This is a genomic window from Rhizobium sp. WSM4643, from assembly GCF_025152745.1.
GTDB lineage: Bacteria > Pseudomonadota > Alphaproteobacteria > Rhizobiales > Rhizobiaceae > Rhizobium > Rhizobium leguminosarum_I.
Genome location: NZ_CP104040.1, coordinates 396,669 through 418,532, shown reverse-complemented (window position 1 = coordinate 418,532; position 21,864 = coordinate 396,669). Strand labels below are relative to the sequence as shown.

At 59.7% G+C, this 21,864-nt stretch carries 18 protein-coding genes and 1 tRNA gene; 4 read left to right on the top strand and 15 right to left on the bottom strand.

Going from position 1 to position 21,864, the window contains the following annotated elements; all coding sequences use genetic code 11:
- Window positions 1-13 precede the first annotated feature (13 nt).
- On the top strand, window positions 14-400 hold the full coding sequence (locus tag N1937_RS02065; RefSeq protein ID WP_260057321.1) for a hypothetical protein: 387 nt from the start codon (window positions 14-16) through the stop codon (window positions 398-400).
- A gap of 87 nt (window positions 401-487) precedes the next feature.
- Here N1937_RS02065 and N1937_RS02060 read toward each other — a convergent pair whose 3' ends face one another.
- The 9 genes from N1937_RS02060 to N1937_RS02020 form a co-directional block, all read right to left on the bottom strand.
- Entirely contained in the window at window positions 488-721 is a 234-nt protein-coding gene (locus N1937_RS02060; RefSeq protein ID WP_260057320.1) for a hypothetical protein, read from the bottom strand.
- 196 nt (window positions 722-917) lie between these two features.
- Window positions 918-1,604: a hypothetical protein gene (locus N1937_RS02055; RefSeq protein ID WP_260057319.1), complete on the bottom strand. Its 687-nt coding sequence runs from the start codon at window positions 1,602-1,604 to the stop codon at window positions 918-920.
- A gap of 226 nt (window positions 1,605-1,830) precedes the next feature.
- Window positions 1,831-2,130 carry a hypothetical protein gene (locus tag N1937_RS02050; RefSeq protein ID WP_260057318.1) on the bottom strand — a complete coding sequence of 100 codons (300 nt, stop codon included), beginning with the start codon at window positions 2,128-2,130 and terminating at the stop codon, window positions 1,831-1,833.
- 37 nt (window positions 2,131-2,167) lie between these two features.
- Window positions 2,168-2,407, bottom strand: a complete 240-nt coding sequence (locus N1937_RS02045) for a hypothetical protein (RefSeq protein WP_260057317.1) — start codon at window positions 2,405-2,407, stop codon at window positions 2,168-2,170.
- Window positions 2,408-2,543: 136 nt separating this feature from the next.
- On the bottom strand, window positions 2,544-2,843 hold the full coding sequence (locus tag N1937_RS02040; RefSeq protein ID WP_260057316.1) for a hypothetical protein: 300 nt from the start codon (window positions 2,841-2,843) through the stop codon (window positions 2,544-2,546).
- 755 nt (window positions 2,844-3,598) lie between these two features.
- The gene (locus N1937_RS02035; RefSeq protein ID WP_260057315.1) at window positions 3,599-4,099 is read right to left on the bottom strand and encodes a hypothetical protein; all 501 of its coding nucleotides are present in this window, start codon (window positions 4,097-4,099) and stop codon (window positions 3,599-3,601) included.
- A gap of 1 nt (window position 4,100) precedes the next feature.
- The gene (locus tag N1937_RS02030) at window positions 4,101-5,240 is read right to left on the bottom strand and encodes a DUF262 domain-containing protein (RefSeq protein ID WP_260057314.1); all 1,140 of its coding nucleotides are present in this window, start codon (window positions 5,238-5,240) and stop codon (window positions 4,101-4,103) included.
- A 355-nt stretch (window positions 5,241-5,595) separates the two neighbouring features.
- A tRNA-His gene (locus N1937_RS02025) sits at window positions 5,596-5,672 on the bottom strand.
- 131 nt (window positions 5,673-5,803) lie between these two features.
- Window positions 5,804-6,253, bottom strand: coding sequence for a phasin (locus N1937_RS02020; protein WP_164576245.1), 450 nt, complete (start codon window positions 6,251-6,253; stop codon window positions 5,804-5,806).
- Between the two features lie 214 nt (window positions 6,254-6,467).
- Here N1937_RS02020 and N1937_RS02015 point away from each other — a divergent pair, with 214 nt between their 5' ends.
- Window positions 6,468-10,325, top strand: coding sequence for an ATP-binding protein (locus tag N1937_RS02015; RefSeq protein ID WP_260057313.1), 3,858 nt, complete (start codon window positions 6,468-6,470; stop codon window positions 10,323-10,325).
- A 221-nt stretch (window positions 10,326-10,546) separates the two neighbouring features.
- Here N1937_RS02015 and N1937_RS02010 read toward each other — a convergent pair whose 3' ends face one another.
- Window positions 10,547-12,499 (bottom strand): acetoacetate--CoA ligase, encoded by a 1,953-nt coding sequence (locus N1937_RS02010; protein ID WP_260057312.1) that lies wholly within the window; start codon window positions 12,497-12,499, stop codon window positions 10,547-10,549.
- A gap of 275 nt (window positions 12,500-12,774) precedes the next feature.
- On the opposite strand from N1937_RS02010, the gene N1937_RS02005 reads away from it, so the two are divergent.
- Complete coding sequence (locus N1937_RS02005; protein WP_170276739.1) at window positions 12,775-14,667, top strand: AsmA family protein; 1,893 nt, start codon at window positions 12,775-12,777, stop codon at window positions 14,665-14,667.
- Window positions 14,668-14,744: 77 nt separating this feature from the next.
- Here the strand turns inward: N1937_RS02005 and N1937_RS02000 are convergent, their stop codons facing one another.
- The 5 genes from N1937_RS02000 to N1937_RS01980 all read right to left on the bottom strand — a co-directional run bounded on the left by N1937_RS02000 (window position 14,745) and on the right by N1937_RS01980 (window position 20,371).
- The gene (locus tag N1937_RS02000) at window positions 14,745-15,563 is read right to left on the bottom strand and encodes an ABC transporter permease (RefSeq protein WP_017967096.1); all 819 of its coding nucleotides are present in this window, start codon (window positions 15,561-15,563) and stop codon (window positions 14,745-14,747) included.
- A gap of 3 nt (window positions 15,564-15,566) precedes the next feature.
- On the bottom strand, window positions 15,567-16,478 hold the full coding sequence (locus tag N1937_RS01995; protein ID WP_260057311.1) for an ABC transporter permease subunit: 912 nt from the start codon (window positions 16,476-16,478) through the stop codon (window positions 15,567-15,569).
- A gap of 4 nt (window positions 16,479-16,482) precedes the next feature.
- The gene (locus N1937_RS01990; RefSeq protein ID WP_260057310.1) at window positions 16,483-17,625 is read right to left on the bottom strand and encodes an ABC transporter ATP-binding protein; all 1,143 of its coding nucleotides are present in this window, start codon (window positions 17,623-17,625) and stop codon (window positions 16,483-16,485) included.
- A 112-nt stretch (window positions 17,626-17,737) separates the two neighbouring features.
- Window positions 17,738-18,835 carry a polyamine ABC transporter substrate-binding protein gene (locus N1937_RS01985; protein WP_222294951.1) on the bottom strand — a complete coding sequence of 366 codons (1,098 nt, stop codon included), beginning with the start codon at window positions 18,833-18,835 and terminating at the stop codon, window positions 17,738-17,740.
- 126 nt (window positions 18,836-18,961) lie between these two features.
- Complete coding sequence (locus N1937_RS01980) at window positions 18,962-20,371, bottom strand: helix-turn-helix domain-containing protein (RefSeq protein WP_260057309.1); 1,410 nt, start codon at window positions 20,369-20,371, stop codon at window positions 18,962-18,964.
- Between the two features lie 190 nt (window positions 20,372-20,561).
- On the opposite strand from N1937_RS01980, the gene aceA reads away from it, so the two are divergent.
- Window positions 20,562-21,851 (top strand): isocitrate lyase, encoded by a 1,290-nt coding sequence (gene aceA, locus N1937_RS01975; RefSeq protein ID WP_260057308.1) that lies wholly within the window; start codon window positions 20,562-20,564, stop codon window positions 21,849-21,851.
- Window positions 21,852-21,864: the final 13 nt, after the last annotated feature.

Sequence of the window (21,864 nt, the reverse complement as noted above, 5' to 3'; positions counted from 1 at the left end):
GGGAGGACGGGAAATGAAAACCATCATCGCCGCCGCCGCGCTGGCGGCATTGATCCCCGGGAGCGCATCGGCCGAAACCTTCAGGTTTCCAGCCGCGCAGGCTGCTCATGGAATCCGTGTCCACTTCTCCGGCGGCGGCGGTGAGCCACCGCCATGGTATATATCTTGCAGGGGAAAAGGGCGTTGGGAACTTGAATACCCGGCCGGCCATGGCTTTTGGTCCGAACACTTTATTGATGATCCTGCTTTTTATCGCGGGATAACACTGCGCGGCAATCTCAGTCGCGGCTCTTACGACGTCGCCGTGAAGTTTTACGGGTGCTGGGAGGATTACAACAGCCATGAGTGGGGCATTGAGGATGCCCCACGTGTCTATTGGCACAAAGTCATCGTCAATTGAGATTGAGACCGATCACGAAAACACATCCCGAAAACCCTTTGCCGAACTCCTCCCGACAAGCGGTTTCGTGCTTTTACGCTCAGCCCCTCATGCCGCCCCCGATGCCGCCAATAGCCACTTGATTCCCAGGTAAGTGTTGGCCGCTCCAAGAAGGGCGGCGACGACGCCGAAGGCCTTAATCGGCTTCGACCAATCAGTACCCCACTGTTTCCACTTCGGCCCAAACTTGATCAGAAGGCAAGCAGCGCCGAGAAGAAGGAAGACGAGCCCGAAGGCAAGCGTCCAGCCAGGGTGAGCAGCATCGGTAATTACATCAGGCATTAAGAGTTCTCTCAATAAGGTCTATTCAATCTTTCAGTCGAATTCTACGCTCGCCTGCCCGCGTCTGGGCGCTGGTGCGCGTAGCATTGCCCATGATTGTCTTAGCATCGGGAGTGTGAGGAAATGGTCAATAAGCCCTACAGATTGTTCGAATGACGTCGGCGAGTTTGGCCTGCGCCGCCGTAGGGGTTAGATTTCATGGCTCGCTTGGCGACGGGAAGGGATTATCACCGCGCATGCTCACGATCTTTTCGAGTACCTGTTTCTTGTCGTAGTCCTTATATAACGCGACCGCCGCTGCCATGAGGATACCCTGCATTGTCAGCACTTCACCGGATCGATTATTTCGCCGCGCTATCCACAATTGGTGACTCAACGCGTCGAATACCGCCGCCTGTACGGCACGAGCATCCGGGCGACCGACCGCCTTGGCCTTCTCGCGGTGTTTGGCGGCGTAGCCGGCCTGACGGACCTTCTTGTCTTCCGAAACCTGCGACTGGATATGCTCTGTAACCTCGTGTGCTGGTTCACTGGGAACGTCCTCCGAAGTAAGAATTGGAGAACCAAACCGCTCCAGTGCATCCATCGTGATGCGGCAAAGCTCACGGCGGAATAATGGTCCGCTGATGACCGAGAGACGTCTGTCAACAATATCCTGCAGGTAGTAAAACCCGGCATCCAGAAGCAGGTCGCGGATGCGCCTAAGGTCTGGATCACCGTAATCAACCTTTTCGCCGGCGATATAGTCGAACTTGAAGGCGGGGGACTGATCGAACTCCGATGGGATATCGATCTTCGCATAGTGATAGCCCAGATAATCTCTCAGGGCCTTGATGATCCTGTTCTTGTGGGCGACGGGTAGGTTGTGTGGATATTCCGTCATCTCTCGTCTCCCAGTTTGTAAACCGTATCTGATAATCTCACGCCGTGAGATTGGCGGCAATGGAAATCTCACGGCGTGAGCTATTTGTTGTTGATCAAGGCCCTGAATCGACCAAGCCACCCTTGGCGGGTTTGCTTCTCACGTCCATTGCATGGTGACGGGCAATCACTGGTTCGGCTCCACGCGCCGGGAGCTATGATGATGGAGAGAGCAAGCTGCGCCGAGATTATAGTCCGTACATGATCCCATTCGCCAAGATCGCGGCGAGGCCGCAACCGCCGAGAACGGCGAATGGCAGGCCAACGACGCCCCGCCACGAGCGCCAACGGGACCTACCCTTGATCCCGAAGCCGGCCGCCAGAACGAGGGTCGCATACGGAACCAGCGAATAGGCGGCCGCCATTCCGGGGGCCTTGTTCGCCACCACGTTCACGAGAATGAAGAATAGGAACGGTGCGGGGACTAACATCAACCACATGACAGCCCCAGTCCAGTTCACCTTGGATTTTGAAATCGCTTCACTCATTTACACGTTGTCCTTCCGAACCTCACGCCGTGAGGTATCATTTTACAATTGTGAACAGCCCTCGTCGGGCTGCAACGACGGCTTCGGCCTTCGCGGCCTCGGGGCTATCAGCCTCGCCTTCCGCAATCTTTTCACCGCCGTCGAGGACGTCCCAAACCGCGCGCCTTCTTTTGGTCGGCGTCATCGTGAGGTCGAGAAATCGTTCGTTTGTCCACATTGATGCTGCTTCGCCAAAAACATCCGGTTCGGCCGTCCAGGGACTGAAACTTATATTCACTAAACTCTCCTTTTGGTTGTTGTCTGCGTACCCTTTATAATATGAGAGTATGCAACTTGCAAACATTTAAGGTCTTGAATTTAAAGAAAAATAATTGAAGAACTCATGGCAATTAAGCGCGCGTCGAGTTCTTAAATTATCCGCTACTGAGGTCTTTATTTACTTTATGGTTGTAGTCGCTCTTAGCCTTCGAGGCGTTGGGCGGCTCAAGGCGACGGAATGCCTGGATACCGTCTCTCTGAAGCTCATGGCGCATGGCGTCGGCTGAACCGGGTAAACGTGATCGGCGGATCAGATGGCGAGCCACAGTGCCTTTCTCCTGGCGATAGATCGACGCCAAGTAGCAAAGTAAACGGCCGGCTGGGTCCCGGTGATTAACCTCTTCAACCAGCAAGTCAAAAGTCAGACCCGGAAAGGTTGTTACGATGATCTGCATTCGAAACCCCATTGTCGCTGTTTTGACGTGTTTATTTTATCACGGCGTGAGGCGGAGCCCAGGGATTTATCGGGGTGCACGCGGTAAAGTTGCGACGTCCCGGAGGCGCGGTTAATTGAATCCCTAAAGTTCTAATGGTCATCCGCGGTGCGCTCGGGTGCGCAGGGGTTGACGTCGAGCGGCGGGGCATAGGCTTTCTCCCCGCCTTGCCAGAAATGGCATGGCGGTGACCGAAGGTCAGGAAAGCCCCGCCGCTCGACGTCACCGAGCGACAAAGGTTCCATGTCTATGCGGGAGGGGCGGTCCGCGCAGCGGATCGGGGCGAGACACGTGGCTCGCCCCGAAGCCCTGGAGCATCGACTTGGAAGGGCGCGAGGCTACCTCTGCGCGTGTGGCCGGCTGTTTAGGAGAGCCATGTCTCGGGGTATTAGACATCATCGTGATGCTTTATTCATGCTGTACGGCCTTCCCTGCGCCTCGGTTCCACGCCTTCGGACCTCCAAACAGCCATTCCATGTAACCTGCGCGGTTTTCGCGCCTTTGCCAACATTGAGCATATCGGAGCGGCGAGCATAGCGCCCCCGAAGGGGACGCCGCGGGAATTCGCGCATGTGATTTCGGGAGTGATGTCAGCCGCAGGAGCATCAGCATAGCGATCCCGAGGGGAGATGCGGGGCCGACTGACACCGAAATTGCATTCATTGCCGGAGCCGGCGTCCCCGTGCCGCCGGCCTTTATAATTAGAATGGCCGGCGTTAGAGCTGTCGTAGAACTCGCTGAAACTCTTTTAGGCCGTGATATATATCCCCCAATCGGGCCTTGGTCGCCGAAGGAGCGTCGAGCGCAACTATCGGTGCAGGACCCTGGAGGTAGGTGTGCGCAAGTCCGTCACGGACTGTTTTCAACGTCCTCAGCTGAGCTTCGAGCCTTGCCTTAGCCGCGGTATTTATGGACGCTTCAACAGTCTCGCAAGCGACGACGCCAACGAGGTTGATCAACATTTTTCGGAAATGCTTTTCGTAGTCGAAGCCATACGTCCGTTTTACGGTGTCTTCAATCAACCTGGTATTGGCAGGTAACCTGATCTTCCTTGCGCAATGCCTGAGGATGATGCCGTCCATGGAGAGCTCGATCCAACCGCACAATTCAAGTATCGCTAGCTTGGAGAAATAGGTGGCCTTCTTTTGATCAGGCTCTCGTCGGTAAGCCTGATCCAGATGTGTGAGGTTTTCCTCGATGTGTTTTTTGACGACCATGTCATTCCGCAAAAACGTTGGCCGCTGCCGTGAGGCGTGCGTCGACCTTATCTTTCTTAGAAAGCCCCTCTGCGAGCTCGGAATCCGAGATGCTCTTGTCAGCGCGGAACTTCGCGAGCAGCGCTCGGGCATGGACGGGAGAAGATGCCTCCAGATGGGCGAGGTTTGAGGCAACGCCAATCATCACCGCTTCCAGGACGGTTCCTGGCATGCGCGGAGCCGGCCGATCAGTAATGACTTTTTCAGCAAGAACTTTGGCAACCCGGGTAAATAGGTCGGCATGCTCTTTAATGATCTTCTCGTCTGCCTCGCGACGATCCGACATGTAGTCATTCAAAAACTTGGCGACCGAACCCTTGTACTTGTCTTTGTTATGATAGAATGCAAAAAACCTGAGTATTGCCTCTTGCTTTGCGAAACGATACTTTTCCCCTGGCTGCATATTATTGATGGCTCGCCAGTTGGGATCGTCATCCCATGCCTTCAGAGCTTTATTGAACGTGCCTGAATATATGCAATTTCTAATCTCTTGGTTGTTTAGCTTCAGTCCGCCAGAATTCAGGCGATGGAAGATCGTGAAGAGATATTCGTTGTGACTGCGTTTCGAAAAATCGCATCTCAACACATTAATTGGAATCGTTTGATTTTGAACCTTCGAGAAAATTTTTCGGAGATCGCTCCCAGGTTTTGCAGTCTTGAAGGTCGCCGCCGACTTGTTACGCAGAACCTCGTCGATGTCTGGAAGCTTTGAAAGTTTCCAGTCCTCACCATTCAGAAAGCGAACAATTGTCGAAATTCTCTGCAGCCCATCAATTACTAGCCACGAATTCCGCTTGGCATCATAGGCGAAACACATGCTCGGTATGGGAAGCTGCTTGATGAGTGAATCGATAAACCTTGTTTGATCTGTCGAATTCCAGACCACGTCCCTCTGGAAATCGGGCTGGATGATTAGGTCACCCTCTAGATGCATTCTAAGAAGGTCAGCGCCCGACCGTAGCTCATTGTAGGCGACGATATCGCTGGGTGGAGACTCGTTCGTATCGTCAGTCTCACGCTCGACATCTTCCTGGCGTTCGATTTCGTCGATCGGATCGGCCGGCACAGCTTCTGCTTCTTCTTGATCAGTATTTTCAGCCACGTTGTCCCTCGCCGTCCAGAATAACCACACGCTCTTGTCGGGCCAACCGATCAGAGTCAACTGTCGTTTGTAAACAGAAAACACCCCTCCGTCATTGAGGCTTACTGAATTGAGTTTCCGCAGAGGTGATTAGTTCACAGGAAAGTGGAAGAACGAAGAACGTTTCGACATTGCGCCATCGCCAAAGCCGCTTTATGGCCGCACCGTCCAACGAAAGTCCAGAATTCGTCTCGTGCGTGCGCTCTTCGGCAACGTGATGTTCCAGACGTGTTCCGCAACGGCTTTGCGGGGAACATGCGCCATCCCGAAGAAAAGTCGCGCGACCCATAAGCCTCTGAAATATAGAAGTAAAAAATGGTACGGTTGGGGGGTCTCGAACCTCCGACCTCAGGTGCCACAAACCTGCGCTCTAACCAACTGAGCTACAACCGCATAAATCGCGCTCGGCGCGATGGGGGTCACATACGAGGACTTGGCGACGAATTCAAGCCCCATTCCTCGTCAATATACAAAAAGGCCGGACGCGAGGTCCAGCCTTTTTGTTTCTGGTCGATAGAGACCGATCAGGCAACCTTGAAGGAGGCCATGGCCTTTTCGGCGGCGTCCTTGGTAGGCTTTGCGAGCTTTTCGGCCACCTGCTTGGTGGTTTCCTGCATCGACTTCGCTTGTTCGACAGCCAGCTCGGCCTGCTTGCGCAGGAACGAGGTCTGCAGTTCGAAAAATTCGGCAGGAGACTTGACGCCGAGCAGTGCTTCCAGGTGCGAGATCGAGCTCTCGGCGTTGACACGCAGAGCGTCTATCGCCTTCAGGCCGATCTCGACTGTGCCTGCCTGTGCCGTCTGGACGGTGGCTTCGAGCGTCTTGCCGGCTTCCTCACCTGCGGTCTTCAGCTTGGCATAGGCGTCCTTCGACTGCTGGGCGCCCTTTTCGGCGAATTCACGGAAGGATTCCGTGAACTTGGACGGGTCGAAAGAAGCGATTGAAAAAACGTCATCGGTCTTTATGGTAGCCATGGGTCGCATCCTTTGGGCTGAGGCAGTCGCTGCCTGCGGTAGTTGGGATGATGCTTATATAAGACATTTCATTGTGCATTGCAACAATTATTGTGCAATGCACAAGACGTTAACCTTTCCGGCCGAAAACCCCCTCCTCTGCTGGACCGGCATGCGCCCCGCAGTTATTAATAAGCCGTTAATTTAAGAAGGCCGACAGCGACAAGGTTCGAACATGCCCGCAGTCCAATATCCGTTCATCGACATCGCCGTGCATGCACGGGTGCGGGAACGCTTTTCACGCGGCGAGGCCATGGTGCTGTTTTCGGCCGATCTTGCCCGTCTGCTCTGGGCGAATGGTGCAGGTGCGGAGCTTTTCGGCCATTCGGCGGTCTATGATCTGCTCGATCAGGGCGTCGACCGCGCCGACATCACCTTTCGCCAGCTGGAAACGGCGGCGCGCCAGCTCACCGATATCGGCGACAGCCGCAACCTGATGATCCGCGTTGCCAAGGGCTTTCAGCGTGCGCAGGTCCAGGCGGCTGCCGAACTGATCCGCCTTTCCCAGGGCGAAAAGGCCATCCTGTTTTCGGTGCCAGTCTCGGCAAAGCCCCTCGCGTCAGGCGCATCGGCGGCCCAGATGCTGCAGGGACTTGATGATCCCGATACGCATATGGCGGTGATCGGCGCCAATGGCGAGGTCATCGCGGCTTCGCCGGGCTTTGCCTCGCTCGGGATCTCCGAGCAGACGGCAAAGACCTTGATCAACCTTGCCGGCGCACATCCCGACCGGTTGGTGAAGCGTCCCGTCGCCACCGCCAGAGGCAATCTTCCGGCCGCGGTCGGCAAGCTCAGCGACGATCCGGCCCTCAATCTGCTCTTTGCTGTGGAGGCCGCGATCGGTCATCTTGACACGGTCGATACGCCCGCGCTCGACCCCGTCGATGCGCCCGCACAGGAAGAAAGCCCGTCACCTGCCGAAGCGTTTCAGGACGAGCCTCTCGCCACCGCAGGCTTCACCGAGATTATCGACGCGGTCGCGGGGATCGAAGAGGTCGAGGAGACGCTGGAGGAGATCGCCGGCGAAAGCGAACAGCCGACGGAGACTGCGGCGGCATCCGCTGACGAGGCGGTTGAAGCGACGCATTCTGCCGGGCATGCGGAGTCCGAGAGCGACGGCGGCGTGATCGACGGTGGCGCGGATGAGGCCGATGAGCCTGCCGCGGTCATCGAGGACGACTTGGCCTCCGTTGCCGAGACGGTGGAAACAGCGGCGACGGCGGAAGCGCCTGTCGAAACCAGCGAAACGCCTATCGATGGCACGCCGGATGCGGTCCACGAAGAAACCGTCATCGCAGCGCCTGTCCCCGACGCGCGCACTGCCGTTGAGCTTGCGGCTGAGCCCGGCTTCGTCTTCAGGCCGAACAGCCGCGCCACGCGCTTCGTCTGGAAGATCGATGCGGAAGGCCGGTTCAATGAAGTCAGCCACGAATTTGCCCAGGCCGTCGGCCCACATGCGTCCGACATTATCGGCTCTTCCTTCGGCGACGTCGCCGCCCTCTTCAATCTCGATCCTGACGGCAAGATTTCCGAAGCGCTCGCCCGCCGCGACACATGGTCGGGCAAGACGATCCTCTGGCCGGTCGAAGGCACCAGCCTCGTCGTTCCGGTCGATCTGGCGGCGCTGCCGACCTATACCCGCAACCGCGACTTCGATGGTTTCCGCGGCTTCGGCGTCGTTCGGCTTTCCGATACCCAGGAAGATCCGCTGGCACTCGGCCTGACACTCGGCCCGGACGGCATCGGCCATGAAGCAGCGAGCCTCGGCCCGCCCGCCGAGACCATTGCCGAGGTGGCACACGAAGCGGAGACAGCGTTTGAAGAGCCCCTGATCGAACCTGCGTTGACGCAAGAGGTCGAGGATCAGGCGCTTGCGGCAAGCGAGCTGCAGACGGAGCCAACGCCGGAAGAGATTTCTACCGAGCAGGCGACTATCGAGACACCTGCCCCGGAAAGTGTTGCAGAAAAAACGGAAGGCAGCGCCGATGCCGGCGGCGTTTCCGCCGCCGAGCCGGTAGCAGAACTTTCGCAAGAGCCGCCGGCGCTTCGGATTTCGGAAACGCCCAATCGCCGTTTCTCCGACAAGATCGTTCAGCTCCACAACAGCGGCGCCGGACTGACGGCTGCCGAACAGGCCAATTTCCGCGAGATCGCCAAACGTCTGGAAGCCTTCGGTACCCGCAAGGAAGAGCCTGCCGCCGCAGCATCGATGGAACCCAGCGCCGCGGCGCCGGCGGAACCCGCCACCACGGAAACGGCGGGCTTCGACGAGGCCTCCGGATCCGAAGAGTTCGAGGCCGAAACGCCCACCGCCGACAAGACGGAAATACCGTCGATCGAGGAAATCGCGCCACAGGAGGCGATCTTCGAGAATGCCATCGAGGCGCAGCGCGAAGACGACGGCGCCACCGAAGAACCGGCTGTCATCGCCGAGGACGAGGCGACGGAAGGGCTGGAGGAGACGGTCAGCCAGATCGAGGTTCTCACAAGCTTCATCCCACCCCGCGTCAAGATGACGGACGGGCTGTCGATCGGAACGGTCGACCAGCTGCCTGTTGCCGTGCTGATCCATATCGGCGATGCACTGCTCCACGCCAATCCGGAATTCATGCGGCTGACCGGCTACAATTCGCTCGAGGCATTGCGCGAGGTGGGCGGCATCGAAGCCCTGCTGCAACGCCGCGAACTCGAGGAAAATGCCGCAGGCTCCGGCACCATGATGCTCGTTAAGGCCGATGATACGTTGGCGCCGGTGACCGCCCGGCTGCAATCGGTGCGCTGGGAAGATGCCAACGCCCTCATGCTGGCGCTGATGCCGGTGGAAGGCAAGGAAGACACGCGCGGCGAAGCAAGCCGTTCCGAGGGCCGTTCCGAAGGTCGCCCCGAGCGGATGGTTGAGAAGGTCGCTAAACTCCAGGTCGAAGTGGAAGAATTGCGCTCGATCCTGGAAACGGCGACCGACGGCGTCGTCGTCATCGGCACGGAGGGCGACATCCGCTCGATGAACCGCTCGGCCAGCGCGCTTTTCAATTACGACGAGCAGGAGACGCGCGGCAAACCCTTCGTCATGCTGTTTGCCCATGAGAGCCAGAAGGCGGTCATGGACTATCTGAACGGCCTCTCCGGCCATGGCGTGGCAAGTGTGTTAAACGACGGACGCGAAGTGATCGGCCGCGAGGCCGCCGGCGGTTTCGTGCCGCTGTTCATGACGATGGGCGAGCTCACCTCCTCCAATGGCTATTGCGCCGTCATCCGCGACATCACCCAGTGGAAGCGCACCGAGGACGAACTGCGCAACGCCAAGGGTGCGGCCGAAACCGCCAACGCTCACAAGACCGATTTCCTCGCCCGTGTCAGCCATGAGATCCGCACACCGCTCAACGCCATCATCGGCTTTTCCGACATGATGGCGGGCGAGCGCTTCGGCCCGATCGGCCATCCGCGTTATATCGAATATGCCAACGACATCGGCCGCTCTGGCAGACACGTGCTCGACATCGTCAACGACCTGCTCGACATTTCGAAGATCGAAGCGGGCGAGATGGATCTCGATTTTGATGCCGTCGGTCTCAACGAAGCGGTCTCCGAGGCCGTGGCACTGATACAGCCGCAGGCGAATGGCCAGCGCGTCATCATCCGCACGGCGCTGTCGCAGGCGGTCCCCGAGGTGGTGGCCGATCTACGCTCGATCAAGCAGATCGCTCTGAACATCCTGTCGAACGCCATCCGCTTCACCCCATCAGGCGGGCAGATCGTCGTTTCCACTTCCTATGAGGCCAATGGCAGCGTCGTCCTCAGGGTCCGCGATACCGGCATCGGCATGACGCGCAGCGAACTCGACCAGGCGATGAAGCCGTTCCGGCAGGTCTCCTCGACCCAATCCCGTCATCGCGGCGACGGCACCGGGCTCGGCCTGCCGCTGACCAAGGCGATGGTGGATGCCAACCGGGCAACGTTCTCGATCAATTCGACGCCGAACGAGGGCACGCTCGTCGAGATCACTTTCCCGTCGCAGCGGGTGCTGGCCGGCTGATCGGAGCGCAAAGAAAAGGCAGCCAGAGGCTGCCTAGAATTTAGTGCTGTTCAACAAGAGCTCAGTCGATCAACGTCATGTTTCGAAGGCCCGAAAGCCCCAGGCCGCCTCGTTCATGTGCGGCCCCCAAGTTAGCTTCACATTTGACAAACCTTTCTTAACGAAAGGTTTTCATGACAGGAGATTGATAGAGGGTGAAAGCTTGTAGTTTCCGATCGCAGTCAATCCTTCAGTTCGCTTAGCCCAGCGAAGAGCCGCAGCGCCTCGGGATTGGCAAGCGCTTCCTGGTTCTTCACCGGCCGGCCGTGAACGACCTCCCGCACTGCAAGCTCGACGATCTTGCCGGATTTGGTGCGGGGAATGTCGGCAACTGCGATGATCTTCGCCGGCACGTGCCGCGGCGAGGCGCCGGTACGGACACGCGTCTTGATCGCCTTGACAAGATCCTCCGTCAGCGTCACACCCGGGGCAAGGCGAACGAAGAGGATGACACGCACGTCGTCGTCCCACTCCTGGCCGATGCACAGCGCCTCGGCCACCTCCTCCATCTGCTCTACCTGATTGTAGATCTCGGCCGTGCCGATGCGCACGCCGCCGGGGTTGAGCGTCGCATCCGAACGGCCATGGATGATCAGGCCGCCATGCTTCGTCCATTCGGCGAAATCGCCGTGGCACCAGACATTGTCGAACCGGTCGAAATAGGCGGCGCGATATTTGGCGCCATCCGGATCGTTCCAGAACATCACCGGCATCGACGGGAAGGCCTTGGTGCAGACGAGTTCGCCCTTCTCCCCGCGCACCGGCTTGCCATCATCGTTCCAGACGTCGACGGCAAGGCCGAGGCCGGCCCCCTGGATCTCGCCGCGCCAGACCGGCTGCAGCGGATTGCCGAGCACGAAGCAGGAGACGATATCGGTGCCGCCCGATATCGAGGCGAGCTGCACGTCCTCCTTGATGCCGTCGTAGACGAAGGTGAACCCTTCCGGCGATAGCGGCGAACCGGTGGAGGTCATCAGCCGGAGGCTGGAGAGATCGTGGCTCGCGCGCGGCGTCAGCCCGCTCTTGCGCACCGCGTCGATATATTTCGCCGAGGTGCCGAAGATGGTGAATTTTTCAGCCTCGGCGTAGTCGAACAGCACATTGCCATCGGGGGCGAAGGGCGAGCCGTCGAACAGGCAGAGCGTCGCACCGCTCGCAAGGCCGCTGACCAGCCAATTCCACATCATCCAGCCGCAGGTGGTGAAGTAAAACAGCTTCTCGCCAGCCTCCAGGCCGCAATGCAGCCGCTGCTCCTTGAGGTGCTGCAGCAGCGTGCCGCCGGCCGAATGCACGATGCATTTCGGCACGCCAGTGGTGCCCGATGAAAACAGGATGTAAAGCGGGTGCGAAAAACCGAGCCGTGTGAACTCGACCTCCCTTGCCTCGTAAGGCGCGACAAAGGCGTCGAGCGTTAAAGCCCCCGGTGTCTTGAGCGCCACCGCCTCGGCATCGCCGGCGTAATGGACGATGATCGTCGGGACATCCAAGCTTTTTGCGACCGTCGCGACCTTGGTGCCGACATCCTGCAGCTTGCCGGAATACCAATAGGCGTCGCAGGCGATGAAGAGCCTTGGCTCAATCTGGCCGAAGCGGTCGAGCACACCCTGCTCGCCGAAATCAGGCGAACACGACGACCAGATGGCGCCGATCGAGGCGGCGGCGAGCATGGCGGCGACGGTCTCCGGCATGTTCGGCATCATCGCGGCGACGCGGTCGCCCTTGCCGATGCCGAGCGCTGCGAAAGCCTGCTGCAGCTTCGAGACCAGCGCGCGGAGCCGATCCCACGACCAGCGGTCCTCGGCCTTGTCCTCGCCGCGGAAGATGATCGCATCACCCTCACCGCGGCCAGACAGCAGGTTTTCGGCAAAGTTCAGCGTCGCATCAGGAAAGAAGCGCGCGTCCAACATGCGGTCACCATTGGCAAGCACCTTTGCGCCACGCTCTCCCTGCACGCCGCAAAAATCCCAGACGGTCGACCAGAAGTTCTCCCGCTCGGCCACCGACCATGCATGCAGATCCTCAAAGCCCGAAAGAGAAAGCCCGAAATCGGCATTGCAGCGCTCCATGAAGGCATGGATCGGGCTTTTTGCAATGGCATCCTGCGAGGGCACCCAAAGTGGTTTGTTATCCTGCATTCAATCCTCCTCCCCAATGCCGTCCTTATATCATGCTGCATTGCATTATAAAGCGTGGAACCGACGCGATCCGACGCCTGGAGCATGATGCCGAAAAGTGTGAGCGGTTTTCGGACGACATCATGCTCCAACTATTTATTTGAAAGTGCTACAGCGTCCTTTGCGCGTCTGAAAAGACGCGCGGCGCTGTAGGGATTTGCATATGCCCGATATTTCCTATATCCGGCGAAATCAGCGCATAACGGGATGACCGGCTGAATTTGCCGGCGGAGATCATGAGCACGTCAAGACATCGCAGGTGGCGCAGGAAGATCGGACCCGTTTCGCGCTGGCTTCCGGCCTTCGCCCGCCTGTCGACGGTATTCCTGCTGATCGCGCTGGCGCTTTTCGTGGCGCTCAGGGTTGCCGCGCCCTATCTCATTTCGACCGGATTCGTGCGCTCCGGCATAGAGGACGCGCTGTCGAAATGGACGGGCTACCATGCCGAGATCAAGGGTAGCCCAGTTCTCGAATTCTGGCCGACACCGCGCATCACGCTGAACCAGATCACCATCCGCCAGCCGCGCGAAAATGGCGATAAGCTGCTCGGCAGCATTGAAAGCCTGTCGGCCGATTTCAGCCTCATCGATGCTTTGCGAGGCCGGACGAGCTTCCACGAGTTCCATTTGGTACGCCCCAACCTGGCGCTGACGCGCGACGAGAAAGGCCTGATCGACTGGAGTTATGCCGGACTGCTTGCACGCGCGATCAGTGGCGTACGCTACGAAAACGGCGCCGAGGTGCTTAATCCTGATCTCGATGCCGAGATCGGCGCAGTGACCGTCGAGGACGGCACGCTTGTGGTCACCGACATCAAGACCGCCAAGGCCTATCATTTCGGCAGCGTCACCGCAGATATTGCCTGGCCGAGACTTTCCGGCGCGATCTCGGCGGTCGTCATCGCCCGCATCAACGGCGAGGATCTGAAGGTCGATTTCGCCTCGCGCCAGCCGCTGCTCGCCTTTGCCGGCAGGAATGCCGAGGCACGGACATCGCTTACATCGAACCTTTTGACCGCGCACTTTCAGGGCATTGCCAGCATCGCCAGCCTTTCGGCCCTTTCCGGCAATATCACCGCCAGCATTCCCGATGTGCCGGCGCTGCTGACATGGTCGGGCAAGTCGATCCCCGGTATCGCAACGCTGAAGAGCGCTTCGGTGGAATCCGACATCATGTCGTCGGGCAATGGGCTGCGCTTTAACAATCTCAGTCTCTCGCTGAACGAAGCGAGTGCCACCGGGGTGATGGACCTTTTTACTCAACCCGGCAAACGACCGAAAATCGGCGGCACGCTCGCCTTCGACCAGATGAACCTCAAGCCCTTCCTCGATGCCTTCGCGCTGAGGCTCGCCGCCGGCGAGGCAGAGGAAATCTCCGCCGGCATAGGTGGGCCGCTGCAGGCGCTCGATGTCGACGTCAGGCTTTCGGCGCGGCGCGCCCAGATGGGGCTCTTCGAGCTTTCCGACGTTGGCGCCAGCATGATCGTTGCCGGCGGCGAGGCCAAATTCGATATTGGCGACAGCCAGTTCGAGGGCGGCGAGATGACCGCGCATCTGGAAGCGACCCAGCGCGACTTCGACGGCGGCGGCAAGCTGCAGCTGTCGATTCGCAATGCCGACTTCGCAGCCCTTGCCGAGCGCCTCGCGTTGAAGGGTCCGCTGCCGCTTGCAACAGGATCGCTCGATCTCGACCTGCAGTCGCCAAAGGCGATCTGGACGACCGGCCTTGCCGACGTCACCGGCAAGCTGCACTTCTGGACGGGCGAAGGCACAATTCCCGGCATCGATGCCGCAGCACTCCGGACGCAGGCGGCCGAAAAGCCGTTCTTTCCGCTGAGCGCGGCAGCAGGCGGCGCCTTCGCCTTCAACCAGCTGAACCTTCAGGCCGATTTCGCCAACGGCACTGCCGAGATGCACGACGCCCATATCTCCGGCGCCACGCAGACGCTGACGCTTTCCGGCGTCATCACCTATCATTCGAACGGGCTGGCGCTTTCCGGATCGCTGGAGGCAACCGATCCGGCGAAGGCCGCGGAGCTGCCGCTTCTGCCGTTCTTCATCGGCGGTTCATGGCCAAACCCGGTGATCTCGCCGGTGCCGCTGTTCGGCAATACACCTCACGCGCAATAGAGCATTTCCGTTTTTCTTCGAATCACGGAAGTGCTCTATCCCTTTGTTTTCACGCAAAAACCGCCGCGCACTTTTGATCAGGCGCCGGCAGCAGCGGCGCGTTCGTCCCTCTGGCGCTGCGTTTCGCGGCGCTTGGTGATGATCGAGGCGCAGATGACGCCGACTGCGACGATGCCGATCAGGATCGTGCACACCGCGTTGATCTCAGGCGTCACGCCGAGGCGGACCTGACTATAAATCCTCATCGGCAGCGTGGTGGCGCCGGGCCCCGACGTGAAGCTCGCAATCACCAGATCGTCGAGCGACAGGGTGAAGGCAAGGATCCAGCCTGAGGCGACGGCGGGCGCGATGATCGGCAGGGTGATCTCGAAAAAGGTGCGCACCGGCGGGGCGCCGAGATCCTGGGCCGCCTCCTCGATCGAATGATCGAAGCTCAACAGGCGTGACTGCACGACGACGGCGACAAAACACATGGTCAGCGTCGTATGCGCAAGCGTGATCGTCCAGAAGCCGCGGTCGAGGCCGATCGCCACGAAGAGCAACAGCAACGACAGGCCGGTGATGACCTCGGGCATGACGAGGGGCGCATAGACCATGCCCGAAAACAGCATGCGGCCGCGAAAGCGGGTGTAGCGCACCAATGTCAGCGCCGCCATCGTGCCGAGGATGGTTGCCAACGTTGCCGACAACAGGCCGACGCGCAGCGTTACCCAGGCAGCGTCGAGCAAGGCCTGATTGCTCATCAACGAGACATACCATTTCGTCGAGAAGCCACCCCAAACGGTCACGAGCTTGGATTCGTTGAAGGAGAAAATCACCAGAAGCACGATCGGCAGATAGAGGAAGGCGAAGCCGAGGGTGACGGAGAGGATGTTGAAGCGGGTCCATTTCAGCATGGCTTATTTCCCCCGCTCTTCGGCTTTGGCCTGGACATTCTGGAAAAAGACGATCGGGATGACCAGGATCAGCAACAGGATGGTCGCCACTGCCGAGGAGACCGGCCAGTCGCGGTTGGAATTGAACTCGTTCCACAGCGTCTTGCCGATCATCAGCGTCTGCGACCCGCCGAGCAGGTCGGGGATGACGAATTCGCCGACGGCCGGGATGAAGACCAGCATGCAGCCGGCCACCACGCCGGGAATCGACAGCGGGAAGGTGACGCGCCAGAAGGCGGTGATCGGCGGGCAGCCGAGGTCCTGCGCGGCCTCGATCAGCGTGCCGTCCATCTTCTCGAGCGCCGAATAAAGCGGCAGCACCATGAAGGGCAGATAGGAATAGACGATGCCGATATAGACGGCGGTATTGGTGTTGAGGATGATCAGGGGCGTGTCGATGAGATGCAGCGACAGCAGCAGCTGGTTGAACAGGCCCTCCGGCTTCAGGATGGCGATCCAGGCGTAGACGCGGATCAGAAAGCTCGTCCAGAAGGGCAGGATCACCAGCATCACCAGCGTCGGGCGCAGGCCACGCGGCGCCTGCGCCATGCCGTAGGCGATCGGATAGGCGATTAGCAGCGTCAGGAAGGTGGAGATCGCAGCGATCACCACGCTCGACACATAGGCGTTGAAATAGAGCGGGTCGTCGGTGAGGTAGGTGTAATTGTCGAAGGAGAGTTCACTGAGCTTGCTTAATAGGCCAGCCCAGCCGTCGGCGAAGGAGAAGACGGGCTCATAGGGCGGCATGGCGATCGCCGTCGTCGACATCGAAATGCGGAAGACGATGAAGAAGGGCGCCAGAAAGAAGAGCAGCAGCCAAGCATAAGGGATGATGATGACGAGGCGATTGTAGAGGCCGGACGTAAACTTGCCCATGATGTCAATCCTTCAGCAGAACGCCGGCATTTTCGTCGAAGGAGACCCAGACGTGCTGATCGTAGGTGAAGGGGTCGTCGACCAAGCGCTGCGCGTTGAGGGAGGAGGCCTTGACGACCTTGCCGCTCTGCAATTTCACATGGAAGACGGTCATGTCGCCGAGATAGGCGATATCCCAGAGTTCGCCCCTGGCAGCGTTGACCGAAGCGTTGGCGGGGGGCGTGCGCCCGACCCGCATCTTTTCCGGCCGGATGGCAAAGCCGACGGCACCGCCTGCGGAGGGTGTCTCGGAAGCGGCGACGCGGACGCTGAAGCCGCTATCGACTGATATCTCGACGGTGCCGTTGCCCGATGAGGCAACCTTGCCATCGAAGATGTTCACATCGCCGATGAAATCCGCGACGAAACGGCAATTCGGCGCCTCGTAGATCTCCGCCGGCGTCGCCACCTGCACGACCTTGCCGTGGCTCATGACGGCAATACGGTCGGCCATGGTCATCGCCTCTTCCTGATCGTGGGTCACGACGACGAAGGTGAGGCCGAGATTCTGCTGCAGGTCCATCAGCTCGAACTGGGTTTCCTCGCGCAGCTTCTTGTCGAGTGCGCCGAGCGGTTCGTCGAGCAACAGCACCTTCGGGCGCTTGGCAAGAGATCGGGCCAGCGCCACGCGCTGGCGCTGGCCGCCGGAAAGCTGGTTCGGCTTGCGGGATGCAAATTGCTCCAGCTTGACGAGCTTCAGCATCTGCAAGACGCGGTCAGTCATCTCGTCCTTCGCCATGCCGTCCTGTCTCAGGCCGAAGGCAATGTTCTTCTCGACCGTCATGTGCGGGAAAAGCGCATAGGACTGGAACATCATGTTGACGGGGCGCCGATAAGGCGGCGTGCCGGCCATGTCGGTGCCGTCGAGCACGACTTCGCCCGAAGTCGGCTGCTCGAAGCCGGCGAGCATGCGCAGAAGCGTCGACTTGCCGCAGCCGGAAGCGCCGAGCAGCGCGAAGAACTCACGGTGATAAATATCGAGCGACAGGTTATCGACGGCAGTGAAATTGCCGAAATTCTTGGTGACGTTCTTGATTGATATGAAGGGCTTGGCGGTCGGATCGGTCCAAGGTGCGAAAGAGCGGCGAATATTGCCTAGAGACTTCATATTGTTCCCCGAAAATGCATTCTTTGCTTTTGTTATTGGCTTTTATTCCCGGTTTCACCCGGCCGGGATCGTCAAAAAAGGCCCGGACGTTTCCGTCCGGGCCACTATCAGATCATTGGCCGGTGACCACGGTGGTCCATAGCCGCGTCACGATCCGCTGGGTCTTCGGATCGAGCGGCGGAACGGTGAAGAGTTTCGCCATCACCTCGGGCGTCGGGTAGATCGCCGTATCGTCGAGGACCTCCTTGTCGAGGAACTGCTGCGACGCCTTGTTGCCGTTGGCGTAGAAGACGAAGTTCGAGGCCTTGGCGATCACTTCCGGCTTCATCATGTAGTTGATGAATTCATGGGCTTCGGCGACATGCGGCGCATCCTTCGGAATGCCAAAGACGTCGAAGAAGATCTGGGCGCCCTGCGACGGCACCGAATAGTCGACCTTTACCCCGGCATTGGCTTCCGCGGCACGGTCGCGGGCCTGGAACATGTCACCGGAATAACCGAGCGCGATGCAGATATCGCCGTTCGCCAGCGCGCTGATATATTCGGAAGAGTGGAACTTGCGGACGAAGGGACGAACAGCCGTGAGGACTTCCTGCGCCTTCTTGAGATCGGCGGGATCGGTGCTGTTCGGATTGAGCCCGAGATAGGCGAGCACCGAGGGCACGACATCAGTCGGGGAATCCAGCATGTAGATGCCGCAATCCTTGAGCTTTGCTGCTTTCGCCGGATCGAACAACGCGTCCCAATTGGGCTTTTCGTCGGTGCCGAGGGCGGCCTTGACCTTGTCGACATTGTAGCCGATGCCGGTCGTGCCCCACATGTAATCGACGCTGTATTCGTTGCCGGGGTCGAAGGACGCCACGCCCTTCATGATGACGTCCCACATATTGACCAGGTTCGGCAACTTCGACTTGTCGAGCTTTTGGTAGACGCCGGCGGCGATCTGGCGCTGCATGAAGGATACCGTGGGGACGACAACGTCATAGCCCGAACCGCCGGCCAGGAGCTTGGTTTCCAGCGTCTCGTTGGAATCGAAGGTGTCGTAGACGACCTTGATCCCGGTTTCCTTGGTGAAATCCTCGAGGATGGAACTGTCGATATAATCCGACCAGTTGTAGACGTTGACCACACGCTCCTGCGCAAAGGCCGGCACGCCAGCAAGGAGCGCGGTAACGGCGGCGGCCGTCACGCTTAGGATGGTTGACCTCATGACTTCTCCTGTTTGTTCAAAGATTCCGCACCCTCGGACATCTTTTCCCTCTGGTTTTCCACGCAGACTAAGAAGGAATTTCTAAGCCCACAAGCGCAAAATCCTGCGCCCTCAATGATTTCACAATCACTGGAAGTCGAAGGCGCTGAGCCCGGCCACCATCTCGTCGAGCCCGAGCGGTCTCGTCACCGGCGGCTCGGCCCGGGAAAGGCAGCCGCGCCGCTCGCAAAGGCGACAGGCCGGACCGATCGCGACCGGATCGAGCGCCGTCGCCTGCCCGTAGACCACCCCCTCGCCAAGGGCACCGTCGCAGCCGATCAGGATCGCGGTGCGCCTGATCCTTTCGCCGAATTCGACGCTCGGCCCTTCCAGGGTTCGGGAAACCGTCAGGAAGGATGCGCCGTCAGGCATGACGACCGTTTCGGCGAGGATCTGGCCCGGCTGCAGGAAGGCGGCATGGAGATTGAGCTTCGGACAGCCGCCGCCGAAACGGGCGTGCGGAAAGCCCTGGGCGCCTGCCCTGCGCAACCGGTGGCCCGCAGCATCGATCTCGATCAGGAAGAAGGGGATGGCGGCTGCCCCCGGGCGTTGCAGCATGGCAAGACGCGCAGCCGCCTGGCCGAAGGAGACGCCGAAGCGCGCACGCAGAATATCGATATCGTAGCGCGTTGCTTTGGCCGCCGAGAGAAAGGCTTCATAGGGCATTGCGAGCGCTAAGGCCGCGATGCGGGCAAGCTCGAAGCGGGCGATGCGGCGCGCCTCGGCGGAGGAGAGCGAGAGATCGTCGAGCTCGGCATCGATTGCCGGCAACAGGGCCAGAGTCGCGGCCTCGACCGCAATCTCGTGCGCACGGTCGGCCTGCGACAGGCGCTCCGAGATGAAAAGCCGCATCGAATGGCGATCGAAACGGCGGCGCAGATCCGGCATCACATGAACGGGCAAGACGCGCACCGCGATGCCGCGCTCCGAGCGCAGCCAATCCTTCAGTCCGGCAGCAAGATCGAGGCCGCCAGGGAGCGTTGCGGCAAAAGCTTCCGCCGCCGTCTCAATCTGTCCGAAATAGCCGGACCTGCGCTCCAGCGTCTCGCGCACCTCGTCCAGCGGCAAGCGGCCGGCGGCGATCGGCGCATGCCCTTCGGCGGCCATCAGCGCCGTCAGATCGGACAGCCTTGCCGCCTGCTCGCGATAGGCGCGGTAGAGTTTGATCATGCCGCTCGCGGCATTGGGTGCTGCCTCGGCCACCTCCACCAATTCCTGATCACCCGGCAACTCGCCCGACAACAGCGGATCGGCAAAGATCTCCTTGAGCTGGTCAAGACTGCCGCCGGTCTGCCCCCGCAACTCCTCCAGATCGACCCTGTAGACGCTTGCAAGCTTGAGAAGGAGCTGCACCGTCAACGGCCGCTGGTTGCGCTCGATCAGGTTCAGGTAGGACGGCGATATTTCAAGCGCCTCGGCCATGGCGGTCTGCGTCAGCGCCAGCGCATTGCGGATGCGCCTGACTTTCGGGCCTGCGAATATCTTTCGTTCCGCCATGTCACACCCTTTGACAGGCAGGGAGCGCCGTATTTACAAAACTTTACAAATTCACAGCGCCGCTCTGTCAATCTTCGTCATCTTAACCTCTTTCCGAGCAGGAAATCAAAGGTTTTCCTGGTCATATCGGTGCAAATTGTCAATCTTGTCATGCAGCACCTTTATCAGGCTTTTTAGTGAGGAGAGCAGCATGACGGATTTCTACAAGCTTGTTCCAAATGCATCAGCAGGCCGCTTCGATGGCATCGAGAGACCGTATTCGGCCGCGGACGTGCAGCGGCTCAGAGGCTCGGTGGCGCTCAGCCATACGCTGGCCGAAATGGGGGCGGACCGGTTGTGGCGGCTCATTCACCAGGAGGATTTCGTCAATGCGCTCGGCGCGCTTTCCGGCAACCAGGCCATGCAGATGGTGCGCGCCGGACTGAAGGCGATCTATCTTTCCGGCTGGCAGGTGGCGGCCGACGCCAATACGGCGTCGGCGATGTATCCCGACCAGTCGCTCTATCCGGCCAATGCCGGTCCGGAACTGGCCAAACGCATCAACCGCACGCTGCAGCGCGCAGATCAGATCGAGACCGCGGAAGCCCAGGGACTTTCCGTCGAGACCTGGTTCGCACCGATCGTTGCCGATGCGGAAGCAGGCTTCGGCGGACCGCTCAACGCCTTCGAGATCATGAAGGCCTACATTGAGGCGGGCGCTGCGGGCGTCCACTTCGAGGACCAACTCGCTTCGGAGAAGAAATGCGGCCATCTTGGCGGCAAAGTGCTGATCCCGACGGCCGCCCATATCCGCAATCTCGATGCCGCGCGGCTTGCCGCCGACGTCATGGGCGTTGCGACGCTCGTCATCGCCCGCACCGACGCGGAAGCGGCAAAGCTTTTGACGTCGGACATCGACGAGCGCGACCAGCCCTTCGTCGACTATGATGCCGGCCGTACGGTCGAAGGTTTCTATCAGGTGCGAAGCGGCATCGAGCCCTGCATCGCGCGCGCCGTCGCCTATGCGCCTCATTGCGATCTCATCTGGTGCGAGACCTCGAAGCCGGACCTCGATCAGGCGCGGCGCTTTGCAGAAGGCGTACACAAGGTCCATCCCGGCAAGCTGCTCGCCTACAATTGCTCGCCTTCCTTCAACTGGAAGAAGAACCTCGACGAAGCGACCATTGCGCGGTTCCAGCGCGAACTCGGCGCAATGGGCTACAAGTTCCAGTTCATCACGCTCGCCGGCTTCCATCAGCTGAACTACGGCATGTACGAACTGGCGCGTGGTTACCGGCAGCGGCAGATGTCGGCCTATTCCGAGCTGCAGCAGGCGGAATTCGCCGCCGAGGTCAATGGCTATACCGCGACCAAACATCAGCGCGAGGTCGGCACAGGCTATTTCGACGCCGTGTCGCTCGCCATCACCGGCGGCCGGTCTTCGACCACGGCGATGCACGGTTCGACCGAACATGCGCAGTTCAAACCGGCTGCGGAATAACTCGAAGAGGAGG